This window comes from Paenibacillus sp. FSL F4-0097, from assembly GCF_038593125.1.
GTDB lineage: Bacteria > Bacillota > Bacilli > Paenibacillales > Paenibacillaceae > Paenibacillus_AQ > Paenibacillus_AQ odorifer.
Window position 1 is genome coordinate 5,980,953 of record NZ_CP151965.1, and the last position, 23,663, is coordinate 6,004,615.

Sequence of the window (23,663 nt, forward strand, 5' to 3'; positions counted from 1 at the left end):
TACATCTTAATTCTCCCTATCTATCCTATTTGATACTAAAGGTTTTATTTGTATTTCTAATCCGTCATAATTTGGATATACACCTGCCGAAACAATTCCCCCAAATTTATCAACCATAAAAACCCAAGGTGCTAGAGCCCCATAATTTAAGCTCTCATCTACAGCACCAATTTCACACAGCTCTATAGGAAAATGCAACTTGTATTTTTCAACTATTTTCTTAAGTCCTTCTTCATTTGATTGCAAAAGCATATAATGGTTAAATTCTTTATAATTATGACTAAACTCTTGAACAATTTCAAAATTGCATGCTGTACACGAATCACTCATAATGTAAATTACAGTTCCATTAATTGTTTTATGTATCCATTCAAAATTCAGTTGTTCATCTAGTTGATTTCGTTTTATAGTAGATGGAAAAAACTTGCCGAGTTCATAAGAGAATCCTTTGCTCTTTTTCAAAAACTTCCTATGTTCATACATTTGCAAACACCCACTTTGAGGTTTTCTCCTGTTGTCATTAATAAACAACCAGGGAATAAAAAGATATTATCAGAATATACGAAATTACATGCTTATTCGGTAAAAATCCCAGAAACCATATTTACTTATTTGCTCTTGATAAAAAAGTGGAATCTAAGATACAAAACAATTCATCTGTTACTGAATAAATTTAATAGGTACATGACTATTAAACTCCATACAAATCACCTCCTTTCAAAGCACTAAGCTTTACAAAATAAATTACACTTCGAACCTTTCCAGATGAATTATTGAGGACATCTTCACTACTAAAATTATTTTTAAACTAACTGATTTAATAGATATAGAAAAAATGCACTTCGAAATCGTTTGATAGCTAACGACTAGGTCTTCAACTTGTTATTTTGAATCTCACCCATTCATAAAAGCAACCTTTTTATATCATTTCCTCTCTATATCAAAGCAATTATTCAATAAATATTGTTTAAAATCATTAAGATTATGAATAACTCCTCCACCAATTACCTTATTCGTGTCATCAGCAAAGATCATATATGGAAATTTTTTTGCTGAGAAGGTCATTTCCATTTCATTTTCTTTCATTGCAATGACTGGGAACTCCCAATTAAAATAATCGGCAATTTCTTTGTGATCAATCTCATCTCCAGTTGAAAAAAACACAATAGTTGCAGAGTATATTTCTTGAATTCGATTTATATGCGGCATTAAATCGATACAAGCTAGGCAATGCAAAGAAGTGAAAATCAGTATTTTTTTTCCTGAAAGATTATATAATTTAAACGACTCCCCGTTCCAGTTTGCAAGTTGAATATTAGGAAGTAATAGCCCTGCCTTTAGTTCCTGATTCATATACCTCTTCGCCATTTCCGACATTGTCAATGTCTCCTCTATTAGATTTTAGATACCAATCACTCTGCTGACTCCACATTTGACTATAAGTACCTTTTTTTTCCATCAACTGATAATGTGTTCCTCTTTCAACTATTTCCCCTTCTTTCATCACCCATATTTGATCAGCTTTACGTGCCATTCCTATACGGTGTGAAATAATGAACATAGTTTTATCCCATTTAAATTCCATAATTTTATTATAAATGTCTATTTCACTTAAAGGATCAAGCGATGCAGTCGGCTCATCTAATACAAGCACATCATCATCCCGCAATAATATCCGTGCCAGAGCAAGTCGCTGCCACTGCCCACCTGATAGATTAATTGCATTATCAGAAAGATAGCCAAGCTGTGTATCAAGCCCATTTGGGAAGTCACTTTCTTTAAACCCTAATAAATTTAAAATATCAAGAATTTGAACATCATCGTTCACTTCTTCTCTTCTACCAATAGTAACGTTTTCTCGTATCGAACCCATGTAACGAATAAAATCTTGAAATACAGCCCCAGTTCTATCCCATAATTTATTCGTATCCATCTTATTAATACCTACATTATCATAATAAATATCACCTTTTTGAAGACGATATAATCCTAGTATCAGTTTTACAAGAGTAGATTTACCTGCTGCATTATCTCCTAAAATAACAACTTTTTCGCCTTTATAAACAGTTCCGCTAATCCCTTGAAGAGCAGGTTTTTCACGATTAGGATAACAGAAAGTTATATTTTCGAGTCGTAGTTCATGGTCAAGTCGAAAGGTTCGTAATTCTTCCATACATTTTTGTTTAGGTACTATACTCATTGATTCAATATTTTCTATATACTTAGTATTTTCAATCAGCGCAGCTAAACGTTGAATCGTTAATTGGAGACTTACGTCTGCTGCTCCGACAGACATTGTCAAAGAAATATAGTCACCAGTCGAAAGCGCTCCATGCGAAATAAGATATACAATAATAAAACTAGCAATAGCAGTACTTATACTTGATAATGCATACTCAGTGGCATTCAACTTATTCTCCATTTTTTCAAGTACCAGTTGTTTATCTAAGGCATTGTTTTTTTTTAGAAACCACTGATCTTTAAAATAATTTACTGACTTGAATAGAGAAAGCTCTTTTTGATTTTCACTACCTAACAGCAAATGATATAAATATTCGTACTCTCTTGAATTTCGTTCAATTCCACTTCTTATTTCTACACGAAATCTAATAATACGATATTGTATTATTCCTTTAATGAAACTGACAAGTAACACAATCAAAGCCAATATCCAGTAAGAAAAAAATAAATACGATAAATTTATTCCCATTGAAAGTACGTTTTGAACCAATATAATTAAAGTTTGATAAGTATCATAAAATTTTCCTATTCCATAAGTCCAAAGCTGCAAGTTACCTTTAAATCGCGGATCTTCCTTTCTAAGGATATCCATAGAAGCAACAGACTCAATTAGTTCTTTTTGCGTATTAATGGTGAATCGATGTGAAAGTATATTATTTAAATGAGATTTAAATATATTCAATAATGAGCTGCCAAATTGTATTAATAGCAGAATAGATATAAATAAAATAACTGTGTAAAAATTCATGTGAGAAATACTATTTACTATTTTCCCCATTAGAATAGCATTTAGATTTGATTGAGAAGCTAAAATTATACTTATAAGTGCACTTATAACTACCTTTCCTTTTGAAAATTTATAAACTTTCGCAAACGAAGAAAAAGATAAGAATACAGTTTGTATAATTTTATTATTCATTTATTTGCCTTTCTACTTTAGATTACTTATCCTTCACCTATTGGACTACGTTATAATATTTAAAATTATTTTGTAAAAATTTCAATAGATTGTATAACATCAATAATTTTTTAGAGGACCGATTATCTAGCTTTTCTATGAAGGCCTCGTGAGCGAATAACTACCAGTGCGCTTCATTTTTTCACATTAAAATCCAAGCCATTCATGGAGATGATATTGCATAATAATCTTAGAAACTTGTGTTAAAACATTTTATCCATAAGGAGTTGAACCGCTTTAATCATCATTACCATGAAATTTCCTCCTTTGTTCTTTACTTTTTTCAATTAATTACAACATTATCATTTTTACGCTGTCGAAAACCTTGTTTTCAGTCAAGTTAATCGACAATTTAGGACGGACTCCCTCTCGTTCCCTTTATTAGGCGAATCGGTTAAGTTTCGTTTTTATTTGAGCCCCTCTTTAACCGCAGGGTAAGCTCCTTGAACTTTTACCTTCCTAAAATTCAATAATAAAATGCTGATATTCTCTTTTTCATATCCCATACGCATCTGGCAGCCACACTAAAGAAAACACCTTGACAGGCATAAAGCCAACCAAGGTGTTGTAAAAACATTTAAGCCTAGATTACCGGAAAATTATACCTGGTTAGGAACATTCACCCCAGGTTCATATAGTTATCCTTTTTTTTTGGTAACCTCGCCAAGCCGGCGCTGGCGCCTTGGTTGTTCAAAACATTCGATGATATCTAACTCGTCTAAAACTTCCTGTATGGTATAGTTTTTGAATAAGTTTTGATAAGTTTGGTCAGACATTGATTTTTTTATGTACGAAAGGTAGATGAGTGCAACAAATTGGACAATACCTCCCAGATTCTCTTCTGAGGATACAAAGGGTGCGCGCATATTCAAGCGTTCTTTTAAATTACCAAAGACTTTCTCAATGACATCTTTGGAACGATAAATTTCAAGGGCTTCGAGCGGATCCTTTACGCCATTGGATATCATGGCAAAATAACCGTAGTTCTTTTCAGCGGCGTCAATAGCTTCTTGTTTTGGGGTGAGCGAAACGCCCCTGACCGGTGTTTCGTTTACCTCGTAATACTTGGTATATAGTTTCTCATGCAAACAATTTACTCTTTTAATGGATCAAGTATTTCAAAAAATTTGAATTTTGAGGATCGGATCAAGGCGCGCTCCTGTTCCGTTCTTCCATCTTTATCATAGGTCAGAAACTACCGTTCAACCGATAACATTATTAAGGTCGCTAATCGCATAATGCAGAATACCGCAAATAGGAACGAGCTGATTGTCAAGTTACATAATGAAGGCGATAAAGTTACCTTGGTTCATGCCACTTCAATGCAACTTGCAGCCGACTATATTGCTACCAAAGTACTCATTATCCCTGAAACAGAGAATATTAAGCCTCATGAAGTTTGTATCCTTGTTAGGAAAGATACCGAATTTTCGCCTCAGGGATTAATCGTATTGGAAGCTTTGAAAATACTGGGCCTAAACGTTAGTTAAATCAGGTTTAACAAGACGTTGGACGAGGGCACCTTCTGAGGGATCAATAAAAAGAAGGCTTCTTACTTCAATCGCAAACTTTTCTTTAGGGGTTTGATTAAGAAGAAATAAGTAATTCAAAAACAAAATCTCCATCCGTTTTGGAGATTAAATTTGCAATCCATACTTCCCACAATTGATCTTGCTCTCCCTGCAATACCATTTGATTCTCAGCAGGATAGAGCGAGACGGCCTTAATGCTTGGGTGCTCAGACAATAGCCACTTTTATCTGACCATTTTGCATTAATCTAAGCCCTTGCTACACAAAGAAATTTTTGATATAAAAAAGGACTTCACCCCAACTTGGAGAAGTTTTTTTGGTGACGAAACCAAAAAACTCAAGAGGAGGAAGCCCCCTTTGAATATTCTCCAAGAAAGTCTATTTTCCTTTGAGGAACTTTAAAAAATTGAATCCAAAGAACGACCGCCTATCTTCTTCAGCGGTCTAACTTACGACTATATGCGAGACGATTGAGAAATCCCTCACCCCGAGGAGCGAATGGACACTGTCGCCAAGGCATTCCTCGTGCTTTACTCGCGGCTCCTCTGGAGAACATTGATACGTTTACAGGCTTGCAGTGCAGACAGGAGTTTGACCTTCGTTTTCGTTACCAATGTGGGATTCGACTGGATATCTCCGCCCCTTCGATTTCCATGTTAAACCGAGTCTTTGCCAAGCTGAATCACAAGGCCTTGCCCAGCAGTTGTTTGAGGATCTTGTGGCTCAGTGCCAAGCAATTGGAATCATCGACGGAACTCATATCGCCATCGATAGCGCAGCCATACATGCCTACGAAAAAAAAGAACCCAAGCGAAAAGCGAACTCACCGGCAATGCCAACTGGGGCGCAAAGTTTGATACCTTTGGCAACAAAGTCAAGTGGTTTGGCTATAAGCTGCATCTTGCCGTCGATGCAAAGAGTGAACTTCCGATAGCGCTTAAGGTGACACCTGCTCATGTGAACGATGGAGACGAAGGGCCTGTGCTCATGATGCTTGTCGCTAAGAAATCCAAAACACAAAATTCTTCATGCTGGGTGCGGGCTATGACCAAATGAAAAATTACGAGGCAGCCCGGAACGTCAAGGCACAAGCCATTATTCCGCTGAATGCTCGAAATGAAAAGAAGCCACCAACAGGGATTACTCGCAAAGGCACTCCTGTTGCTCAATGAGCTTTTCCATAACGTATTGGGGACAAGAGAAGAACTATTTCAAATTCCGTTGTCCGCATGCTATAGATCAAGTGAATTGCCCTTTAGGTATTGCTGCTTGTTCGTCCTCCAATTATGGAATGGTAGTCAAAATTAACAGTCAAACGGATCTTCGGCGCTTGCCCTACCGCATCGATAAAGTCGAGGTTGGAAGGAACTTTACAATAAACGAACCAGTGTGGAACGTTGCAATTCTCGAATCAAAACCTATTTGACCGCAGACCAGCTCCATATTTGGGGGATTCAAAAAGTGAAAACTCACCAATATTTGAATGCCATTGTGTTACTTGCTTCTGCTCTTGCTGTAGCGATGCAACGAGTCCAAAACGCCGCTTAAAAAATTCCAATTTTATAAAAATTCTGCCTGTCTGCCCATTTATAGCTCAACTCTCACAAAACAGAGATTTCGCTTCGTCCTGACCATGACTCTGAATTGAAAATTGAATTATGCAAAATACTCATCTATAAAAAAGAAATATTTAAATCCCTCATTTTCATATACTTCTTTTCTCTTCTTAATAAATGAATTGTAAGCCTCAACTTGTTTCTTCCCTGTTATATAATCAACAACCCAGATATCCCCGTTAGGAAAATAAATTAATAAGTCGGGGATAATCTTTAATGACTTACGATAACTGTAACCTTCTTGGAGCTCTACATGATGAATTTTAAGTTGTCCTTCTAAATAAGTCCTGAGTATTGTTTTGCCTAAGCGGTGAGGATGCTCATCCTCTTCTTCTTTAATTTGCTTAGTATATCGTCCATAATTTTCTGAACTGGGACATCCTTCTCCCAGATGCTAGAAATGAAATTTATCCTGTCGTAAAACCATACTGACTGGCTGTTCACAACAGATACATGTAAATGTCTTCTTATCAGAATGTATTCGATATTTTGATTCCAGTGTTTTGACAATTTGGTTATATACAACTTGTTGCTCTTCGAACGAGCGTCTTTCTTCTTCCAAATAGATTGAATCATTTATAAGATAGGCGACTTCCATATCCCCCACTCCTTTCTACATATTTTAACAGTCATACAAAATAAAAAACTATATAAAATAGCGCGCATCCCTAAACTCTGGAATACGCGCCAGTATAATTTTATTATTACTAAAGTTAATCTCATGGACCATAGAAAGATAGTCTGTTTAAAGATACTTTTCAAAATACAGAGATAGTGAATATCAACCTTAACTTCGTGCTATTCTTCTAACGTTCTTTCATCAATGAGGTTATTTTACAAAACGCAGATTACTTGATTTTATTTATTGTTAGCTTCACCTGCCGCCATACACTTGAAAATGGAATGATTTTACCTTTTGCATATGTGAAACTCAGAAACATCATTACAGTAAAAAATGTGTACCCGTACATTTCAAAATACTTGTGAACTGACACTGTAAGACCTACGTAGACCATCAGTATGACAGTATGTCGAATAAACTCCTCCATCTTCTCATCCATTAAAAATCGCTCCTTCAAACATATAGATTCCGAATAAAAAAAGCACTTCAATGTGGCATATTCCATGCCTACATTGAAGTGCTTCTCCAATTGTTATATTCGGTTATTATTATATTAGTCAAAAATATCATAGTTGTCTACTCTTATGGCATTAACAAATAGTTGGGCGGGTTTTGAAGAAAACTGATCTGAAGACTATGCTATGCCCCCAATCACCCTTTTACTCGAAAGAGTGTTGAAGCTATACAGGAATATTGTATTATTCGCAGCTGCTAATGGTGGTGGTGACCAACGCACTGACATTCGTTGTAGGCTCGACCATGGTCCAGGAAAAAGCTTCCGGATTACAAACGGAAATCCTATGTTCATAAATTGGAGCAGTAAGCATTGAAGAACAGATTGTAGGATACAGCAGTCAAGGCCATCCTACTTTAGATCCCCATAAACTCAACTTTTGTTCAATAGCATGTTTTACAGGATCTCATCAAAGTGATTCGGGTACTTCGGCAGCAACACCTATTGTCGCTGGAACAATCGCCTTACTCAAGCTTTCCTTACAACAGAAGACATCAAAACACTCATTAGAAATACAGCAAAGATATTGACGGACAAGGTTGGAACACTGCAACAAGATAGGTGTGTCCCACCTCTCAAAGCATATAAAACCTTTCAGTCCCATTTGGTGTTCACTAAATATCTAAAAACAACAGGTCGCTAAAAAACAGCGGTCTGTACTTTTATATCTTATAGTGAGAAGAAATGATGAATAAATTATTGTGTGTATCAGGCTGGTTTGATGGCAGGATATATGTTGTGTCATCGGGAATATGAAGAGCTATTATGGATTTAATAATAAACTCCAAATAAACATCCTGATTCATCTGTATCTGTTAATAGCACAGGAACTATGGAGTCTGACACTTCCTCTCTCACGCTCTCAGGTAAAGCGTCAGAATTCAAAGTAACTATATATTGGAAACCATCCTCAATAGATTTATCTTTACCAAACCTCAACGCTTCAGCTATTTGTCTTTCATCCACCGGATCAAAAAGAGTACTATCATGTATTAAAATATCCATTTTTCTTCCTAAATACTTTGACATTTGAATTAACATCATATCAAAACAATAAATTAACATACTATTAATCCCGGTACTATTTTGATTTCTGGATACCATCTCAATATCGTATCGACCATTTGTTGTTTGTCCTATATGTAATTGAGCTATAGAGTTATATAAAGAACTAGAAACCTCTTCGACTAATAAAATCGCATGGCGTTTAGTGTTAAAATGCTCTTCTAAAGATTGATTAATCTCAATAATTAGCCTTTGTTCTTCTATTTTCAGCTTTGCTGCTTCCTCACGCATATTATTCATGAAATTTTGTTGTTTTTGGTACATATCTAGTTTATTTACAAGTTCATTCATTTCTGATTGTAATAGCGAATATTGTTCAAGAGCTCCGTGTGTATTTAAAATCATCATCTTTTTAGATTGCTCCAAAGAAAGCTCATGGATTAATTTATCTCTACTTTTTACAGCTTCTTCATAATGCTCTAATTCTTCATGCAAATATTTTTTCCTATTTGAAACTAATTGCTTATGAAATATTTTAGCTTCATCAAATTTCTTTATTAGAATATCAGGCATTTGAATTTTAACTTCATCGTATAATTCTGTTATATTTAAATCTGTAATATTTTTTTCACTTTCTGACGCATTAATTAATTCAGTTATAATCTGTCTGTCAACAAAATTTTGATTACTTAGCTCTGCTATTTTTTTAGCATAACTATTAGCATCAATTTCGATTTCTTTGTACTGAGGGTGGATCTGGAAATTTTCAAGATCCTTCTTGCACTTTGATATTCTAACAGTCAGAATTGTAATTTCAGTATCTAAATTTATCCCATCATTCATAATCTTATTATAAGAATCTGTTTTAATAGCTTTTTTTAGATCAATCATTTCTTTTTTCTTTTCCTCAAGTTGCTTATAACTGATTGCTAAGCTTGTGTCTAATCCAAGTAAATATGACAGTGCAATTTGAGTGAGATGCACATTCTGTGATTTGAAATATTTTGTCGCTTCTAAAAATCCACCGTCTCTAGTTAACCTAGAAAAGTATGGAAATAATGATCGGAATTTTAAATGAGCTTCCAATATTGCATCTCTATGATTTAAATTAAATAAATATTCGCCTAAAAATTCATTCCATTCAGTAATTTTCAGTTTAATATTCACATCGCCGAATTTCTTTTCAAAAAAGCTTCCCTTCTCACACTGTATATACAAAAAATTCGATTCAGATCCACGTCGTTTCACTATATATAGCTTATCTTTTAAGTCTATATCCATAATGAAAAATTCATCTTTAAATTGATCCATTTTAAAGATACTATTCTTTGTACAACTACTACCATATAAAAAATGAATAATCTCAATAAACGTAGTTTTCCCCAGCCCGTTTCGAGTGTCTTTTACAGTTGACCTTTGAGTTATATCAGCTAATAAAATATTTAGTCCTTCATGAAGCTCTATTGTATTAAACGTGCTTAATGTGCTATATATCTTCCTAATCATTTCTTGCCCTCCACATTAAATCATCCTCATATTCAATTGCACCAATAATGTATAAAAAGTCTATTGCTAAAATGAAAGTATCAAACTGAATTCTGATCTTTCCATTTGTGTCAGATTCCTGAATTTGAATATATGATTTCCATGCTGTACTAATCGTACGAGGAGAATTTAATATGGAAAGTATTCTAGCCCCAATTTTTATAATTGATTTATCTTCATGCAAATTTTTAGTGGGTGTCAACACGATCCCAACCCCCTCCTTATTAACCAACTGAATGTCACTCTTATATCTGCTTTTTTTCATTATAACTTGTTCTAGCTCTATGTAACATTCATTGTACATTTATGCACTCACGCTTTCAAAAATTGTACATTGCTCAAAAAAATAAGCAAGAACAGTATGAACAGCTGCCATATATACCTGATTATCTTTCTTATTTGGATCTGTTATAAATTTAGCCAATTCACTATATATCTCGTCAGGATCTAATTTTGTATTATCTCTTAGATCCTCATAATGCCTACGTAGAGTATCCGCAATTTGATCTCCTAAATTCAATTCTGTTTGAAGGTCTAGATATTGTCGTACTAAAGGAGCACGTATTAATCCTGCCTTTATTAGTCCAATTATTGGATCACTTAGGCCATTAATTAAAAGTTTATTTTCTGGTACAGGTTCCAAATCCTCTTTCCTTGGATTAGATCTTTTAGAGATCGATTTTATTACAGGTTGTATGTCTTCAAATTTTAATGTAGCATAGTTAATTTTTGAAGGTACTGGACCTAAAATATCTCTAATATAAGCTTCTTCTAGTGAAAAAATAATATCTCTTAATGTACTTGGACCCCAAAACGTAAATTTAATGGCAGTATATTTAGTACCTAGCTTCAACAACTCTTTATTAATCTTTGGAGGTAAAGAATCTTGATTATGTACAAAAGACCATTTATCAAAAAACTCTTCCCAATAATCTATTGCACCAGAAAAATCACTATTTATCTTCTTTATCATCCTAGGTTGGTTAAGACTATGAGGACCATTGACAGCAAATAAGTGACGTTCGCTAATTAAATAGCCATCGTTTTTCTTGTCACCCTCTTGTCCCCATGGACGACATGGCATAAAATCATCTTTGTATTTTGTCTGCATTACCTTAGAAAAAAATTTTTCAAACTCAGTTTCGGTCTTTTCTCGAATAATCTCTTTATACTTAACATCATAAAAATACATAGATAAATCATCCATAATTTCAATCCTTTCTGACTTTATTAATCAAAAAATCGCCCTGTAAGCCTAAGCCAACAGGGCGATTTTGCCGATTCTTTCGGACTACACGCCGGTGCTTCCAATCAGTGTAGTTTCACATTAGCATGATTGTAACAATCTGTAAATCGATAATTCAAAGTCATAAAACGACCACTAGCAATCCTAAAGTAAGAAACGGTGCCAGGGGTACGGAACGCTGGACCTCCAAAGACAGCAGCTTTCTTCCTCCATGGTACAGAAACACAAAATGCATCTCAACAACAGATCTAGCCCCACTTGTTCCAGGCCGATGTCTAATCCAAGCAACGCAACCAACTTTACATCACCGGACCCCAGAGATCAGGGGCAGATCATGAAGATCAGAAAATACACTATTTTTGGGACAAGTCCCCATAATATTCCGGACTACGTTTGGGGTTGGGATTTATCTTAGTTTGTCCGGGATACGCCTTATACATCATTTCAGCAAGAATTCTCAGATTTATGGACGTTAGGCTTGATGATAATTAGATGAGACGTACTGCTCATACATCACATGTGTAATCTCGCTTGTTTATTCCAGTTAACTCTTTTTTGATCAACCTCTTTACAAAAATCAGGGTCAACTCTTCTAATTGTGTTACGACACACTTCAAATTGATCAAACAAATCTTTTGATTGTATAATTTCTCCTTCATGTCTAGTAAAATAATTGTTAGCACTCTCTTGAAGCCTAGTGATTAGATTCTGCCCATATTTCAACTGCTGTTGCTGTCTATATGTATTTATGATACTTGTGCAACCTTTGTTTCGAATGGTTGTTGCACTATACCCGACTAACTTAGCAACAACCTCAACCTTTATTTCTTGATCCTTTATAATTAATCGGTCGCAAATATCCCTAATATTTACATATAACGCCTTATCATACATAAATTTTGGATATAAAGATGTTTTTTTTGAAACTAGAATTTTGATTACTTTAGGGTGGTATCTATGAAGTAAATAGTGCTAATCATTGTACCAGTAGTTCAAGCGTTGAATATCATAAATATTTATACCTGCTTGTATGCTTTCAATTACTTTTAACAGCAATGTATCATCTACATCTTTTTCGGAGTATCTATAATTCCCCTTCACTATACCTCTTGAGGAAAAATAAGCAATAATTCTCAGAATCCTATTTCGCTTTAATCCAAATATTTTTTCTTTTTCTGGCCAAGTTAAATTATCCATATTTCTATTTGAAAGAATCTCAAAAGCCCTTATAAAATAAGTTCTCTCTATTAATTCTTTGCTTGAATTCAAGCCATATTCACAACCGCAATCAGGACAAAGAAAATATTGTTTTAGAGTTTGACCATGATGTTGAATATTTTTTGATGCGGTGGCAAACAACCTTCCTTTTAATTCATAGTATTTACACCAAGGAGCTTTACACGTTAAACTATGTTTCTCTTTAACATCATGGTTTAAAAGAGCTGACTTAAATTCATCTGGAGTCTCCATTGTTAAAAAATTTTCTACATTTATATCTCGGGCCTTTAAAATGCTGAGAATGGTCCTTATATGGATTGTATTCTTTTTAGTTGTTCCTCTAGCACACTGTAAAAAATGCACCAAGGTTGTTTCTTTTAAATTACCGCTAATCGCTTTCCTATTAAAGTCGCTTTTACAACCATTAAGTACATACAAGAGCTTTAATGCTAGTTCGCTAGAATCAAAAAGAATCCCTGAAGAATCATTCAAAAGCAAATCAAAGGCTGTTCTATACCATCGATGTTCCAATATAAGTTGGTTTGTAATAACTTCTATAACCTCACTACGCTGCTCACTTAATTCTTTTAAACAATGTGGGCAAATTCCTACTTCTTTTATATCTTTATATTTAATCTTACTTTTACAATAGTGACAATGCTCTAATAGAATTCTATGATGCTTTTCGCAAATCACGATGGGTTCTAATTTCCATAAAAGCCGAATAATACGTTTTTCTTTAAGACAATCCGGGCAATAATGAAATTCATTTCGAAGATACCCCTTTAGAAACATACTATTATAATCCTTACTGTTACCCTTGAATTTTAGAATTATATTAAAACAAGTAGATGATTTCAGTTTTTCTATTAAAGTGCTACTAACAAAACTTAGTCTTCTTAAATCAATCATACTTCCAGGAATAATATCTAATTTATGATAATCACCCGAATGAAGTCTATACTTGCCAACTTTTAACCAGTTAATAACATCGCAAAGAGCTATTCCATTAGCACATGCACAACGTAACAAGAAGCCAAATAGTGACTCCTCTTTTTGTAACATTGGTCTTACTGTAAATCTAACTCTATCATCCATTGAACCCACTCCAAGAGTTTTTAACTATTATTCCCTTGAAATGAGTGTCCTAGACGCACAAACCCTAACGTTAAAAAATTCTCTGTATTAAATGACTTATCTTCCTGTCTCTAATGTTCTAATTGTTTCTTTTACATGTTGTAACACAGGACGATATTTAGTATAGAACTTGTCATAAATCTTTAACTTAATTCCAATTTGACGTACTGAAGGTATCTTATTTTCACTTTCATATTCCGCTAGTATCATTTCATCTGCTATAGTCATAAAACCTTTCATTTTATAAATTCTCATCTTCTCTTTACTCAAAGCAGACTGCTCGGTAATATAATTCGCCAAAGCAGGCATGGATTTCTTAATATCATTTGAGCTTTTCCCGATGTAATTATAAACACTGATAATCTTACTTGATCCATCGTTTTAACATATTCCTGTACCTTATCAAAAAGTTCTGACTCAGTAGCTTGCTTTTGCATTTGTCTTTTTATTTCTTGGACTTTTTTAGAAAAACCATATTTTTGAAAATTAATAAATTCTATATCAAGGGAAGCCGCAATTTCTTTTGTAGTAAGTTCTTCTTCTAAATAAAGAATATCATTTAATGTCTTTTCTATATGGGGTTGGACTTTTAATACTTTTTGCTTATTAATAAATTTATTCTTTTGAGTATACTCAATCCAACGGTATTGTTGGACTACAGGATTATAAAAATGATAAAAAAACTCTATTCCATGCCATCCATACCATTTTTGTGCCTTATAAGTTATTGTCGTAGCTTCTGAATACAACTCTTTGAAACATTCGATTATGTCTAAATCTGATTGCGAATACTTCATATATATTTCTCTCTTATTATCAGGTAATAAATTATACCTCAAAGCATATCCGAGAGCCTGATATAGTTTTCTATATGTAATATCTAATGATATTCGTATTTCTTTCTCACTCTTATCAAACCACAACATGAGAACCACGTTATTTATCAAATCTATATTAGTATCTATTTCTAACCATTGTTTGGTATTCATATTTAATCCATATCTAATTCCACAATTGACACAAATACTAGTGTTCGAAAATTTTTGGTTTTTGAAACTTGAAAAGTGAGTATATGGAATCTCTTTTAATGCGTCCGATTTCTCAAACGTAATGCACCAAGGTGATAGACATTTACGAATCACGCTTTCTTGGACTTTTAATGATTTTATTGAGTTGACATAACTGGCTGGCACTTTCATTTCCACAAAATCTATCATTCTTATTTTCGCTTTATTTAAAATTTTCATTAATTGAGGGAAGGTTACTTTCTGGGGGGATGTTTGATCATTAATAAAACGAAGAATAGAATGTAAAAAGTCGTGTCGTAGAAGTCTTGAAACAAGATTATAGCGATATTGGGTGGGCGATTCCTCTAGTTGTAGTTGTAGAATATAAATTAGAGTGATGCATATCGTTTTCTGCAAGTCTAATCCATCTACTAATCCAGGAAATAATCGTTTTTTTGAATCCAATATATATTTCCATTCATCATACCTTTGATGCATATATTCTTCATTGGCTTCATGAAATTGCTGATTTTCACTAAACAAATAATTTTCACAATGATAACAACGATATGCGCCCAAGTTATTATGTATATATGATTGATCGTGATTACAAATCGGGCAGCTGGTTCTCAACTTAACATTATGTTTAAAGCAAACATCGATATCTCTTACTTGCCACAACATTTGAAAACCAAGGTTTTCCTCAAGACAATGGGTACAAAATTTCCGCTTATTCGATTCTAATAATACTGGCATCAAGGTCAGAAAACTTTCATCAAAGTAAAGACCATAATGATTAAATTTTAATCTTAATGAATCATAAGTCATTTCAAATAAACTTTTCTCTGTTTGCCCAATCAACATAGCTAATCTTTTCATGTCGTGTTTTTGCTGAGGCATAATATCAATTCGAATGGATCGTCTATAGAAAACGTCCATAGATCTTATAGGCTGTACATGTCTTAACAAATCCAAATATAGCACCATATTTGCTCGGCAAGCTCGCATTAGGTAACTACTTAAGGATTCCCCATCTTTGATTTCGGGACGAATTGTAAGACGACTCAATTGTATCATCTCCTTGTAATATGGCCTTTTTATTCCGCATTTTCCGGTCTGATTAAATGGTCGCTTTCACGAAACAGATTAAACTTAGCTTGTTTCAATATATCTACTGTTAATCGAATATTCGAATAATCAACATACTTCTGATCAAATACATTAAGCAATCTGAATGCTTCCTTAATAATCAAATGTAAATATCCAATGCGACCTTGGCAATAGAAATGCAATAAACGAGGAAGACCTGTCGCTTCATCATATAATCCTATGGGAACCGGCGGTTGAATGGCCTCTTCAATTTTTTTAGTAACTCACAGAATTTCTCGTTACAATTATCAAAACGATTAATATGGTCTCTTCCAAATCGTCGGACATATTCGTCCTCCATGATGTGAAGTTTTTCAATTTGAGGGGTTCCTAAACAAACGATACTCACCTGGTGCTCATTTGTTAAATCTTTAAGCATCTCCATTGCTGTTTGGTTATCAAAATTCTTCGTACGCATAATGAAGTTCATCTCGTCAAAAATGATCATTTGAACTTTTTGTTTTTTCAACAATAATAGTACTCGATCTTTTATCATATTAATCCGAGCATCTCGGCGGAAGTTTTCAGTTCCGAGTGCTTTAAGAATCTTTTTATAGAAATCAAGCTGTGTAAATGGATATGGAAGTTTTACATAAAGAACAGGAATGATGTCGATCTCCTCATCATCAACTTTTTTGGTGTATCGAGAAACACTTTTGGCATACCTTTTTCCAATCTGTGGTTTTCCAACGCCTGATAATCCCGTAATAAACAGGTGCCTCGGATCCTTTTCTTCATCATCCTCGTCATCAAACTCATCACGTTCAATATACACTCTCATTGAATCAAGCCGATTCCAAATACGCTTTACTTCGTCATGTTCAATAAATAGTTTATTTATACGACGAGCTAAAACTTTTACTTCTTCACTGCTCATTTTGGTATCCACCTCCACTAGATTGTTCCGCCTTTTTCGCAATCAAATATAACTCTTCTTCGATATTCTGAGCCTTCTTAGCTTGTTGGGTTTGAACTGTTTGATGAGCTTGATATGCGGTAGAGACAACTACCTTTACCCCCTCCATTCTTGCGACAGTTTGTCTTACCTTTTTTTTTCTCTCATCCCTTCACTAATAAATTGAGCCAACCTCTCCCAAGCCCTATGCATATGAGCTTTACCTGGTAGAAGCTTTAATTTGCCTTCCCCTTCATTTCGTAAAAACTGCAGTAATTTTTTGTAAGTATATTGATTTACCCCAACTACAGTTTCGTAAGGAGGGGTTTCACAATAAAGCTCTATGAACTCTTTAGTTTTCGGATGCAGTAAGTATATTTTCGAAATGTCATCAATGTCGTATTTCACTGTATACTTTGTTTTTCTAGTTCCAACAAGGTCATTACACTTATCAGATTTATAGATTTTGTTATCCCAGCGTACCCCATCCCGCGTATATGGTTTTTGGTCCGTTAATAAAAAATCAATTTTATATTTTTCTTCGTCACTTTTATCAATCCACTCAGGATAGCCCACTTCACTAACACTTTCTCTAAATTTCGCCATTGGTGACATGTTATTACCTAGGCCTTTATGTGGACGCAAAGGATAAATATCAACAAAATAATGGACAAGAATTTTACGAAGTTGACTTAAAGTTAAAAATGCATCCTTTTCAGGATTTAGGTCCCCTCTATCTACAATATTGCTTTTCGTTGTACCCATGATGTTGTGTATCAGTTCACTGTTAAGCGTGCCAAACAATCTTTCAATAACTGCCCCGTAATGAGGTATTTTAACCGGCCTATGCATAATCTCAGATTGAAGAGTTTCATTCACTAATCGTTTGATCTCGTTACTTTTAAAATCCATTCCGTTATCAACATAAATGATATTCGGAATACCAAAAAACTCCCATTCCAACTCTGTTCCATATTCATGTTTTGTGTTTTTAGCAAAAACCCCATGTTGAATGGCTTTTCTGACCACATTAATTGACGGATCTTCATGAGATAAATAAAGACACCATGGGCCACGTGAATATACATCGATTCCCAATGTTATCCATGGTCGGTCAATTACAAGACCAGTTGCGTCATCAATGACCTGCATATCTAGTCGAGTATGATCAATCTGTATCATATCCAAACGACATGTGGCCTCTCTGTCTGCGTAACCACGAGCTACTTCGTCATATACTGCTCTGGCTCTCTTCATATTTCGAAGTCGCTCAACAGCCCGTTTTTCAATACGGTCTATAATGTCAGAAATAGTACTATATTTTATATCAGGCTCATTCACTCTTGCACATCGTCGTTCTACAAGTCTGTGAATGGTCGCTTTTGAAACTCGATACTTATTTAAATAATCTTTTTCAATGGTTTCTTTCAGAATCTCGATTTGCTTTACTGTTAGTCGAACAAAGATAGTATCGAGAATGATCTCCGGATGTTCAGGATGACAGATCGTTACCATTTTGTTATCTTTTCTACCGGTATAACCCTTTCCTTTATTCGAAATGAGTCCTGCTAAACCTCGTGATTCTCTTTCTGATTCTGCACGTCGATAATCCGATAAGTAGCGCATAATGCTTGCTCTTGATCCGCCACGTTTTTCTAAGATTCTATTAATTAATTCTTCCTGTTTCAGTACAATAATTTCTTCATTCTCAAGTAAAATATCCTTACATTTGTCGCGAAATTGCGCTATCGCTTGAACATTTCCGGCTTTAATCTTCTCTAGAATAAGAAGTGGTTGTATTAATTCAAACCGCTTACTTACTTCACTTCTTTTGTTGTCATCCAGCTTCGCAATTATATTTCCGTATGTTATTTTTTCTTCTTTCCTCTCAAATTTCATAGTGGATTCAGGTACGAAGGTAGGATGATTCACAAGATCAGTATAAGCTATTTGAAGATCTTCCCCATCTGGCCTTCTTAACCAAAGATTTGGTGGATCTACCCTTACGACCTTGTATATTTTTCCATATAGGCAGCATTCCGAATATAGTCTTAGTTGGTTAAACGCCATACAATGCTCCTCCAGGTATACTGGTAAAAGGAGTATTAGTTTGAGAATTAAATGTGATTTTGCTTTGGGAAGTAATTCTCTCGTTTACATCAGCCATAAATGTTCCTTTGGCAATGAGGTGATATATCAAAGGTTTAATTAAAAGAGGATCACTAATATCAGTGAATGTGGAGGCAAGATATTCTATGGAGCACGATTCAATACAACGCAGTCTATAAGTTACTGATTCATACCAACTCGGGTAGTATTTTCTTTCCTTCAAAAAGCCTTTAAGCAGCTTGAGGTTGTATGATACAGCTTGAGGTAGTTGTTTTGGATATATAACTTGGTATTCCCAACCCTTTTCCAATACGTATGCTCTGCAATACCTATTGCACAGTTCTACATGCTCATCTAGTGTTGCCTCCGGTTCGAGTTTCACTTGATAAAGCAACGGATTTAACCTCTGCTTGAAAACTAGGACATCCGGGACATGAACCCATTCTTCTTTCCCATCGTAAACAGGCACTTCTATTGGCTGAACATAATAACGTATTACTTTGGTATCTAATTCGAGGTAGTAGTAAAAAAGCCGTTCAGATAAAGATTCATATTCAACTGTTCTTCCGTTCTTTACGCTAAAAAAACTCCCTATGATATGGGGGTGAAAGTGACTTCTCCGATTATTCACTTTGCGTTTAGGACTGTACAACATGTCTTCATTGTTCCATACATGATTTTCCCATTCCACAAGCACACCTCATTTCAGAAAGTATCAATTATAAGCGTAATATCCAATTTATATTTCTACTATATCTATTACCCACTAATTCCAGTGTTATACCCACAACAAAATAAAAAAAACAGTAGCAGCAAGGTTTTGCTACTACTGTTTTTTTTATTAGTCTCAAACATATCACCAAAAAAGTCTCAGTTATCGATCCAATTAGTCTCAAGTATAGCCGTTACTCACAAACTACGTTACAAACGGTGACAATTTATCCCCGCTGTCTCATTCCCTCAAACAGCAAAATCGTCGCCGCCATTGCGGCGTTCAGCGATTCCGCGCGGCCTGCCATCGGGATGATGATACTCTTGTCCACGAGTCGCGCCGTTTCCGGCGAGATGCCTTTTCCTTCGCTGCCAATCAGCAGCCACTGGCTGCCCTGGAAATCGTGCTCATAGCACGATTCTTCGCCCTGCAGCGAAGTGCTCACCAGCAGCGCCCCATTTTCCCGGGCCTGTGGCAAAATCTCACTTAACTCTCCCTCCACCACCGGAAGATGGAACATCGAGCCCATCGTGGAACGGATGGTCTTCGGATTATAGAGGTCAGCACAGCCTTGTCCGAGGATCACTCCGTCTGCTCCCGCTGCATCCGCACTGCGGATGATGGTGCCGACATTGCCCGGATCCTGCACGCCGTCCAGCACAACCACAAGGCTATCCTTCTTCGCTAGGATAGCTTCTACAGCCTGCTGTTCCTTCCGCACGATGGCGAACACCGGCTGCGGCGTATTGGTGCTGCTGCATTTTGAGATGATCGCCGCCGAAACGCCAATCACTTCCATTCCCTGAACGGCCTGAAGCAGCCCCTTAAGTTCAGCAGGCATTCCTTTGTCGAGGTCATAAGCAAGGCATTCCACATCTGCTTCAGCCAGCAGTGCTTCCTGAACCAGATGAACGCCCTCTACGATATATTTACGAGCCTTGTCACGATGCTTTTTCTCCTGTAACCCGGCCCACTCTTTAACCCGCGTATTTTGCGGAGACATGATTTCCATAAAGTCTTCCTTTCTTCTGCCTTGCCATTTATTCTTTGTTCCTACTGATACGCCATCTCCAGCTTCGTCAAATTATCCTTATGCCCAACAATAACAAGGATATCGCCATCGATCAGGCGATCCTCTGCACGGGGAGAGATGTTCATTTCTTCACCTTGGCGGATGGCCATTACGTTGCAGCCAAATCTTGCGCGGATGTCGAGCTCCTGTAGATTTTTTCCGAGCATCGGTCCGGATACCTTCATATCCAGAATACTGTAGTCCGGCGACAGCTCAATATAATCCAATATATTAGGCGAAGCAAGATGATGCGCAACCCGCATTCCCATATCCCGTTCAGGATAAATCACCTTGTCCGCACCAATTTTGCTTAATACTTTGCCGTGCAGTTCACCTTTGGCTTTTGCCAGAATTGCAGGCACACCCAGGTCTTTTAGGATAAGTGTTGTCAGGATGCTAGCTTGAATGTCCTCGCCAATGGCTACAACCACCACATCAAAATTGCGAATACCAAGGGCACGCAGCGCCTCCTCATCCGTGGAATCTGCAGATACGGCATGAGTTACAATACTTGAAATTTCCTGTGTTCGCTGCTCGTCAGCATCAATCGCAAGTACATCAAACCCCATGCCGCTGAGCGCCTTAGCAACACTAGATCCGAAACGCCCCATACCGATGACGGCATATTGTTTTTTGGCCATGTCTATGTACCTCCCGTAGCATTCTATATCTCAAACAGTATAGCATAAGCCAAGAAGAAACGTCATTGCCGTCCTTACGGATGACAACCGTTTCTCGTAGAAATATAAGGATGATATATATGTGTCAAACTTATACTATCTTATATTTGGACAAAAACTTGAATTTCCAGCACCTTTGCAGGGCACATTATAACGAGGTCAATATCACTATATTTTCAAAAAAGGAGGTACATTATGCCCGTTACCATTGACTTGCGCCAGGCGATTATTCATAAAGTGCACGGTCAATCTGAAGAGGATTTACGTCATATGATTGAAGGCTCTGTGGATGGTCCGGAGGCAGCACTCCCGGGACTTGGCGCCGTGTTCGAAATGATCTGGAAGGATTTAGATCCCGCTAAGCAAGATAGGTTGGTTACCATGCTACATGATCACCTGGAGACTATTACCCCTGGGGATATCACATCGTAAACTGACCGCAACTAGTCAAAAACCTCCGCTCACCATGGTGTAACTTCACCTATGGAGGCGGAGGTTTTATTATTACATTCAGAAAGTTATAGCGTCCTAATTATAGTAATGCTTTTGGAGCCATTTCCAGGAATTTAGCTGTCGGGTTCTTATCCATCGCTGTCCGCATAGCATATTCGTTCTCGAACAACACGACAAAATTGCCCTTCTTATCCGTCACCAACGTTGAGTTGATTCTGAATTTGCTCGCATCCGGCTTAGTATCATCTACGATCCAACGTGCAAACTGGTATGGCATTCTCTGCAACTGAACATCCACACCATATTCACCCTTCATGCGGTACTCAAACACTTCAAACTGCAGTTGTCCAACTACACCGAGCAAAATATCGTCAAAGTTGACCGTGCGGAACACCTGAATCATGCCCTCTTCAGTCAGCTGATCGACACCCTTCTGGAACTGCTTCGATTTCAATGCATTTTTAATACTCACTTTAGCAAAAATCTCTGGTGAGAACGTTGGCAGCTCATCGAATTCCATATCTCCTGCTTGGCTCAAGGTATCACCAATTCTAAAAATACCTGGATCAAACAGACCGATGATATCTCCCGGATAAGCTTCCTCTACGATATCGCGGTCCTGCGCCAAAAATTGCTGTGGTTGCGCCAGCTTGATATCTTTACCGGCACGTACATGCTTCACGCTCATACCCCGTTCGAATTTCCCGGACACAATACGCAGGAAAGCAATCCGGTCACGGTGAGCCGGGTTCATGTTCGCTTGAATTTTGAACACATAACCAGTGAATTTCTCATTCGTTGGTTCTACTACCCCTATAGTACTGCGGCGTGGTTCAGGCTTCGGTGCCAGATCCAAGAAATTATCGAGGAAAGTCTGTACACCAAAATTGTTGATCGCACTGCCAAAGAACACAGGTGTGAGTTCACCACTTAATACTTTTTCATAGTCAAAAGCATCGCCTGCTACATCCAGCAGCTCCAGATCCTGACACAGTTGATCATGCAGATACTCTCCAGCCATTTCACGAATGATTGGATCACGGTATCCGTCAACCTTTTGAACCTTGATTACGGAGTGATCGTCACCTTGGAACAGCTCTACCTGATTTTTCATCCGGTCATATACGCCGCATAGCTCACGTCCACTACCGATCGGCCAGTTCATTGGCACAGAACGAATACCAAGAACCTGCTCCAGCTCTTCCATCAGATCAAACGGGCTACGTCCTTCACGGTCCAGCTTGTTAATAAAGGTGAAAATCGGAATGCCCCGTTTAGCACATACCTGAAACAGTTTGGTAGTTTGGGCTTCCACACCTTTTGCCACGTCAATAAGCATGACCGCACTATCCGCTGCAGTTAGGGTACGATAGGTGTCCTCACTGAAGTCTTGGTGACCCGGTGTATCCAAAATGTTCACGCGATGATTCAAATAATCAAACTGCATTACGGAAGACGTTACAGAAATCCCCCGCTGCTTCTCAATTTCCATCCAGTCACTCGTCGCATGTTTATTCGCTTTACGGGCCTTAACCGTTCCCGCCAGACGGATCGCGCCACCGAATAACAGCAGTTTCTCCGTTAAAGTTGTTTTACCCGCATCCGGGTGGGAAATGATCGCAAAGGTTCTGCGTCTATCCACTTCCTTTTGCAGCTTCTGATCTATTGCTTTGTTCATTACACATATCCCTTCATATATAAAATTCCTGCTTCTGCTTCAATTACACTGGGGTTCATCAAATCGGTGCTCTGCTCATTGTTCATACCCCTTCATTTCTGAATGAATAGCTCTTAGGTCTAGCTCCAGTCCGCTTCAAGTGAAAGCATCCTCTAAAGTATATCAAAATCCGGCAGACATTATCTACTAAAAAGCGCGTGCCGCAAAATATCTCCCGAATGGTCTGGATTATGATCCCCACATATCATTGCTCAAAAAAATAGATGTATTTCCTA

The 23,663-nt window shown here is 36.7% G+C and carries 20 protein-coding genes and 1 pseudogene; 2 read left to right on the forward strand and 19 right to left on the reverse strand.

Annotated elements, in window-relative coordinates:
* Positions 1-6: 6 nt before the first annotated feature.
* The 4 genes from MHH86_RS26785 to MHH86_RS26800 form a co-directional block, all read right to left on the reverse strand.
* Entirely contained in the window at positions 7-462 is a 456-nt protein-coding gene (locus tag MHH86_RS26785) for a hypothetical protein (RefSeq protein WP_141118548.1), read from the reverse strand.
* A 462-nt stretch (positions 463-924) separates the two neighbouring features.
* A complete protein-coding gene (locus tag MHH86_RS26790) occupies positions 925-1,377 on the reverse strand; it encodes a redoxin domain-containing protein (RefSeq protein WP_051491393.1) in 453 nt (150 codons plus the stop codon).
* Positions 1,316-3,160, reverse strand: coding sequence for an ABC transporter ATP-binding protein (locus tag MHH86_RS26795; RefSeq protein WP_036685482.1), 1,845 nt, complete (start codon positions 3,158-3,160; stop codon positions 1,316-1,318). The genes MHH86_RS26790 and MHH86_RS26795 overlap by 62 nt, the downstream gene beginning before the upstream one ends.
* 677 nt (positions 3,161-3,837) lie before the next feature.
* The gene (locus tag MHH86_RS26800; protein WP_051491394.1) at positions 3,838-4,287 is read right to left on the reverse strand and encodes a hypothetical protein; all 450 of its coding nucleotides are present in this window, start codon (positions 4,285-4,287) and stop codon (positions 3,838-3,840) included.
* A gap of 848 nt (positions 4,288-5,135) precedes the next feature.
* Here MHH86_RS26800 and MHH86_RS26805 point away from each other — a divergent pair.
* A pseudogene (locus MHH86_RS26805) lies at positions 5,136-6,278 on the forward strand (transposase).
* Between the two features lie 916 nt (positions 6,279-7,194).
* On the opposite strand, the gene MHH86_RS26810 reads toward MHH86_RS26805, so the two are convergent.
* From MHH86_RS26810 to MHH86_RS26875, 14 genes are all read right to left on the reverse strand, one after another.
* On the reverse strand, positions 7,195-7,407 hold the full coding sequence (locus tag MHH86_RS26810) for a hypothetical protein (RefSeq protein ID WP_036685490.1): 213 nt from the start codon (positions 7,405-7,407) through the stop codon (positions 7,195-7,197).
* An 846-nt stretch (positions 7,408-8,253) separates the two neighbouring features.
* On the reverse strand, positions 8,254-9,993 hold the full coding sequence (locus MHH86_RS26815) for a DUF2326 domain-containing protein (protein WP_036685493.1): 1,740 nt from the start codon (positions 9,991-9,993) through the stop codon (positions 8,254-8,256).
* On the reverse strand, positions 9,986-10,237 hold the full coding sequence (locus MHH86_RS26820) for an ABC-three component system middle component 6 (protein WP_141118549.1): 252 nt from the start codon (positions 10,235-10,237) through the stop codon (positions 9,986-9,988). Before MHH86_RS26820 ends, MHH86_RS26815 begins: the two co-directional genes overlap by 8 nt.
* Positions 10,238-10,336: 99 nt before the next feature.
* Positions 10,337-11,239: an ABC-three component system protein gene (locus MHH86_RS26825; RefSeq protein ID WP_141118550.1), complete on the reverse strand. Its 903-nt coding sequence runs from the start codon at positions 11,237-11,239 to the stop codon at positions 10,337-10,339.
* Between the two features lie 552 nt (positions 11,240-11,791).
* The gene (locus tag MHH86_RS26830; protein ID WP_036685500.1) at positions 11,792-12,172 is read right to left on the reverse strand and encodes a hypothetical protein; all 381 of its coding nucleotides are present in this window, start codon (positions 12,170-12,172) and stop codon (positions 11,792-11,794) included.
* 78 nt (positions 12,173-12,250) lie between these two features.
* A complete protein-coding gene (locus MHH86_RS26835; protein ID WP_036685502.1) occupies positions 12,251-13,594 on the reverse strand; it encodes a TniQ family protein in 1,344 nt (447 codons plus the stop codon).
* 96 nt (positions 13,595-13,690) lie between these two features.
* The gene (locus MHH86_RS26840; protein ID WP_076141813.1) at positions 13,691-13,903 is read right to left on the reverse strand and encodes a hypothetical protein; all 213 of its coding nucleotides are present in this window, start codon (positions 13,901-13,903) and stop codon (positions 13,691-13,693) included.
* A complete protein-coding gene (locus MHH86_RS26845; protein WP_036685506.1) occupies positions 13,900-15,708 on the reverse strand; it encodes a TniQ family protein in 1,809 nt (602 codons plus the stop codon). The genes MHH86_RS26840 and MHH86_RS26845 overlap by 4 nt, the downstream gene beginning before the upstream one ends.
* 29 nt (positions 15,709-15,737) lie before the next feature.
* Positions 15,738-15,869, reverse strand: a complete 132-nt coding sequence (locus tag MHH86_RS26850; RefSeq protein ID WP_256715882.1) for a hypothetical protein — start codon at positions 15,867-15,869, stop codon at positions 15,738-15,740.
* Between the two features lie 98 nt (positions 15,870-15,967).
* Entirely contained in the window at positions 15,968-16,666 is a 699-nt protein-coding gene (locus tag MHH86_RS26855; RefSeq protein WP_036685508.1) for a TniB family NTP-binding protein, read from the reverse strand.
* A 165-nt stretch (positions 16,667-16,831) separates the two neighbouring features.
* Positions 16,832-18,754, reverse strand: coding sequence for a Mu transposase C-terminal domain-containing protein (locus tag MHH86_RS26860; protein ID WP_036685509.1), 1,923 nt, complete (start codon positions 18,752-18,754; stop codon positions 16,832-16,834).
* Positions 18,744-19,484, reverse strand: a complete 741-nt coding sequence (locus MHH86_RS26865; protein WP_036685511.1) for a hypothetical protein — start codon at positions 19,482-19,484, stop codon at positions 18,744-18,746. The genes MHH86_RS26860 and MHH86_RS26865 overlap by 11 nt, the downstream gene beginning before the upstream one ends.
* 247 nt (positions 19,485-19,731) lie before the next feature.
* Positions 19,732-20,517 carry an RNA methyltransferase gene (locus MHH86_RS26870; RefSeq protein ID WP_036685514.1) on the reverse strand — a complete coding sequence of 262 codons (786 nt, stop codon included), beginning with the start codon at positions 20,515-20,517 and terminating at the stop codon, positions 19,732-19,734.
* 41 nt (positions 20,518-20,558) lie between these two features.
* Positions 20,559-21,218 (reverse strand): TrkA family potassium uptake protein, encoded by a 660-nt coding sequence (locus tag MHH86_RS26875; protein WP_036685517.1) that lies wholly within the window; start codon positions 21,216-21,218, stop codon positions 20,559-20,561.
* A gap of 234 nt (positions 21,219-21,452) precedes the next feature.
* Here MHH86_RS26875 and MHH86_RS26880 point away from each other — a divergent pair, with 234 nt between their 5' ends.
* Positions 21,453-21,689, forward strand: a complete 237-nt coding sequence (locus tag MHH86_RS26880) for a small acid-soluble spore protein SspI (protein WP_076130310.1) — start codon at positions 21,453-21,455, stop codon at positions 21,687-21,689.
* A 100-nt stretch (positions 21,690-21,789) separates the two neighbouring features.
* Here MHH86_RS26880 and MHH86_RS26885 read toward each other — a convergent pair whose 3' ends face one another.
* The gene (locus MHH86_RS26885) at positions 21,790-23,388 is read right to left on the reverse strand and encodes a peptide chain release factor 3 (RefSeq protein WP_076130309.1); all 1,599 of its coding nucleotides are present in this window, start codon (positions 23,386-23,388) and stop codon (positions 21,790-21,792) included.
* Positions 23,389-23,663 lie beyond the last annotated feature (275 nt).

Coding starts and splice junctions, on each gene's coding strand:
- MHH86_RS26790 (WP_051491393.1), bottom strand. CDS start 1,377: ATGTCGGAAATGGCGAAGAGGTATATGAATCAGGAACTAAAGGCAGGG.
- MHH86_RS26795 (WP_036685482.1), bottom strand. CDS start 3,160: ATGAATAATAAAATTATACAAACTGTATTCTTATCTTTTTCTTCGTTT.
- MHH86_RS26810 (WP_036685490.1), bottom strand. CDS start 7,407: ATGGATGAGAAGATGGAGGAGTTTATTCGACATACTGTCATACTGATG.
- MHH86_RS26815 (WP_036685493.1), bottom strand. CDS start 9,993: ATGATTAGGAAGATATATAGCACATTAAGCACGTTTAATACAATAGAG.
- MHH86_RS26825 (WP_141118550.1), bottom strand. CDS start 11,239: ATGGATGATTTATCTATGTATTTTTATGATGTTAAGTATAAAGAGATT.
- MHH86_RS26830 (WP_036685500.1), bottom strand. CDS start 12,172: ATGTATGATAAGGCGTTATATGTAAATATTAGGGATATTTGCGACCGA.
- MHH86_RS26835 (WP_036685502.1), bottom strand. CDS start 13,594: ATGGATGATAGAGTTAGATTTACAGTAAGACCAATGTTACAAAAAGAG.
- MHH86_RS26855 (WP_036685508.1), bottom strand. CDS start 16,666: ATGAGCAGTGAAGAAGTAAAAGTTTTAGCTCGTCGTATAAATAAACTA.
- MHH86_RS26860 (WP_036685509.1), bottom strand. CDS start 18,754: ATGGCGTTTAACCAACTAAGACTATATTCGGAATGCTGCCTATATGGA.
- MHH86_RS26870 (WP_036685514.1), bottom strand. CDS start 20,517: ATGGAAATCATGTCTCCGCAAAATACGCGGGTTAAAGAGTGGGCCGGG.
- MHH86_RS26875 (WP_036685517.1), bottom strand. CDS start 21,218: ATGGCCAAAAAACAATATGCCGTCATCGGTATGGGGCGTTTCGGATCT.
- MHH86_RS26880 (WP_076130310.1), top strand. CDS start 21,453: ATGCCCGTTACCATTGACTTGCGCCAGGCGATTATTCATAAAGTGCAC.
- MHH86_RS26885 (WP_076130309.1), bottom strand. CDS start 23,388: ATGAACAAAGCAATAGATCAGAAGCTGCAAAAGGAAGTGGATAGACGC.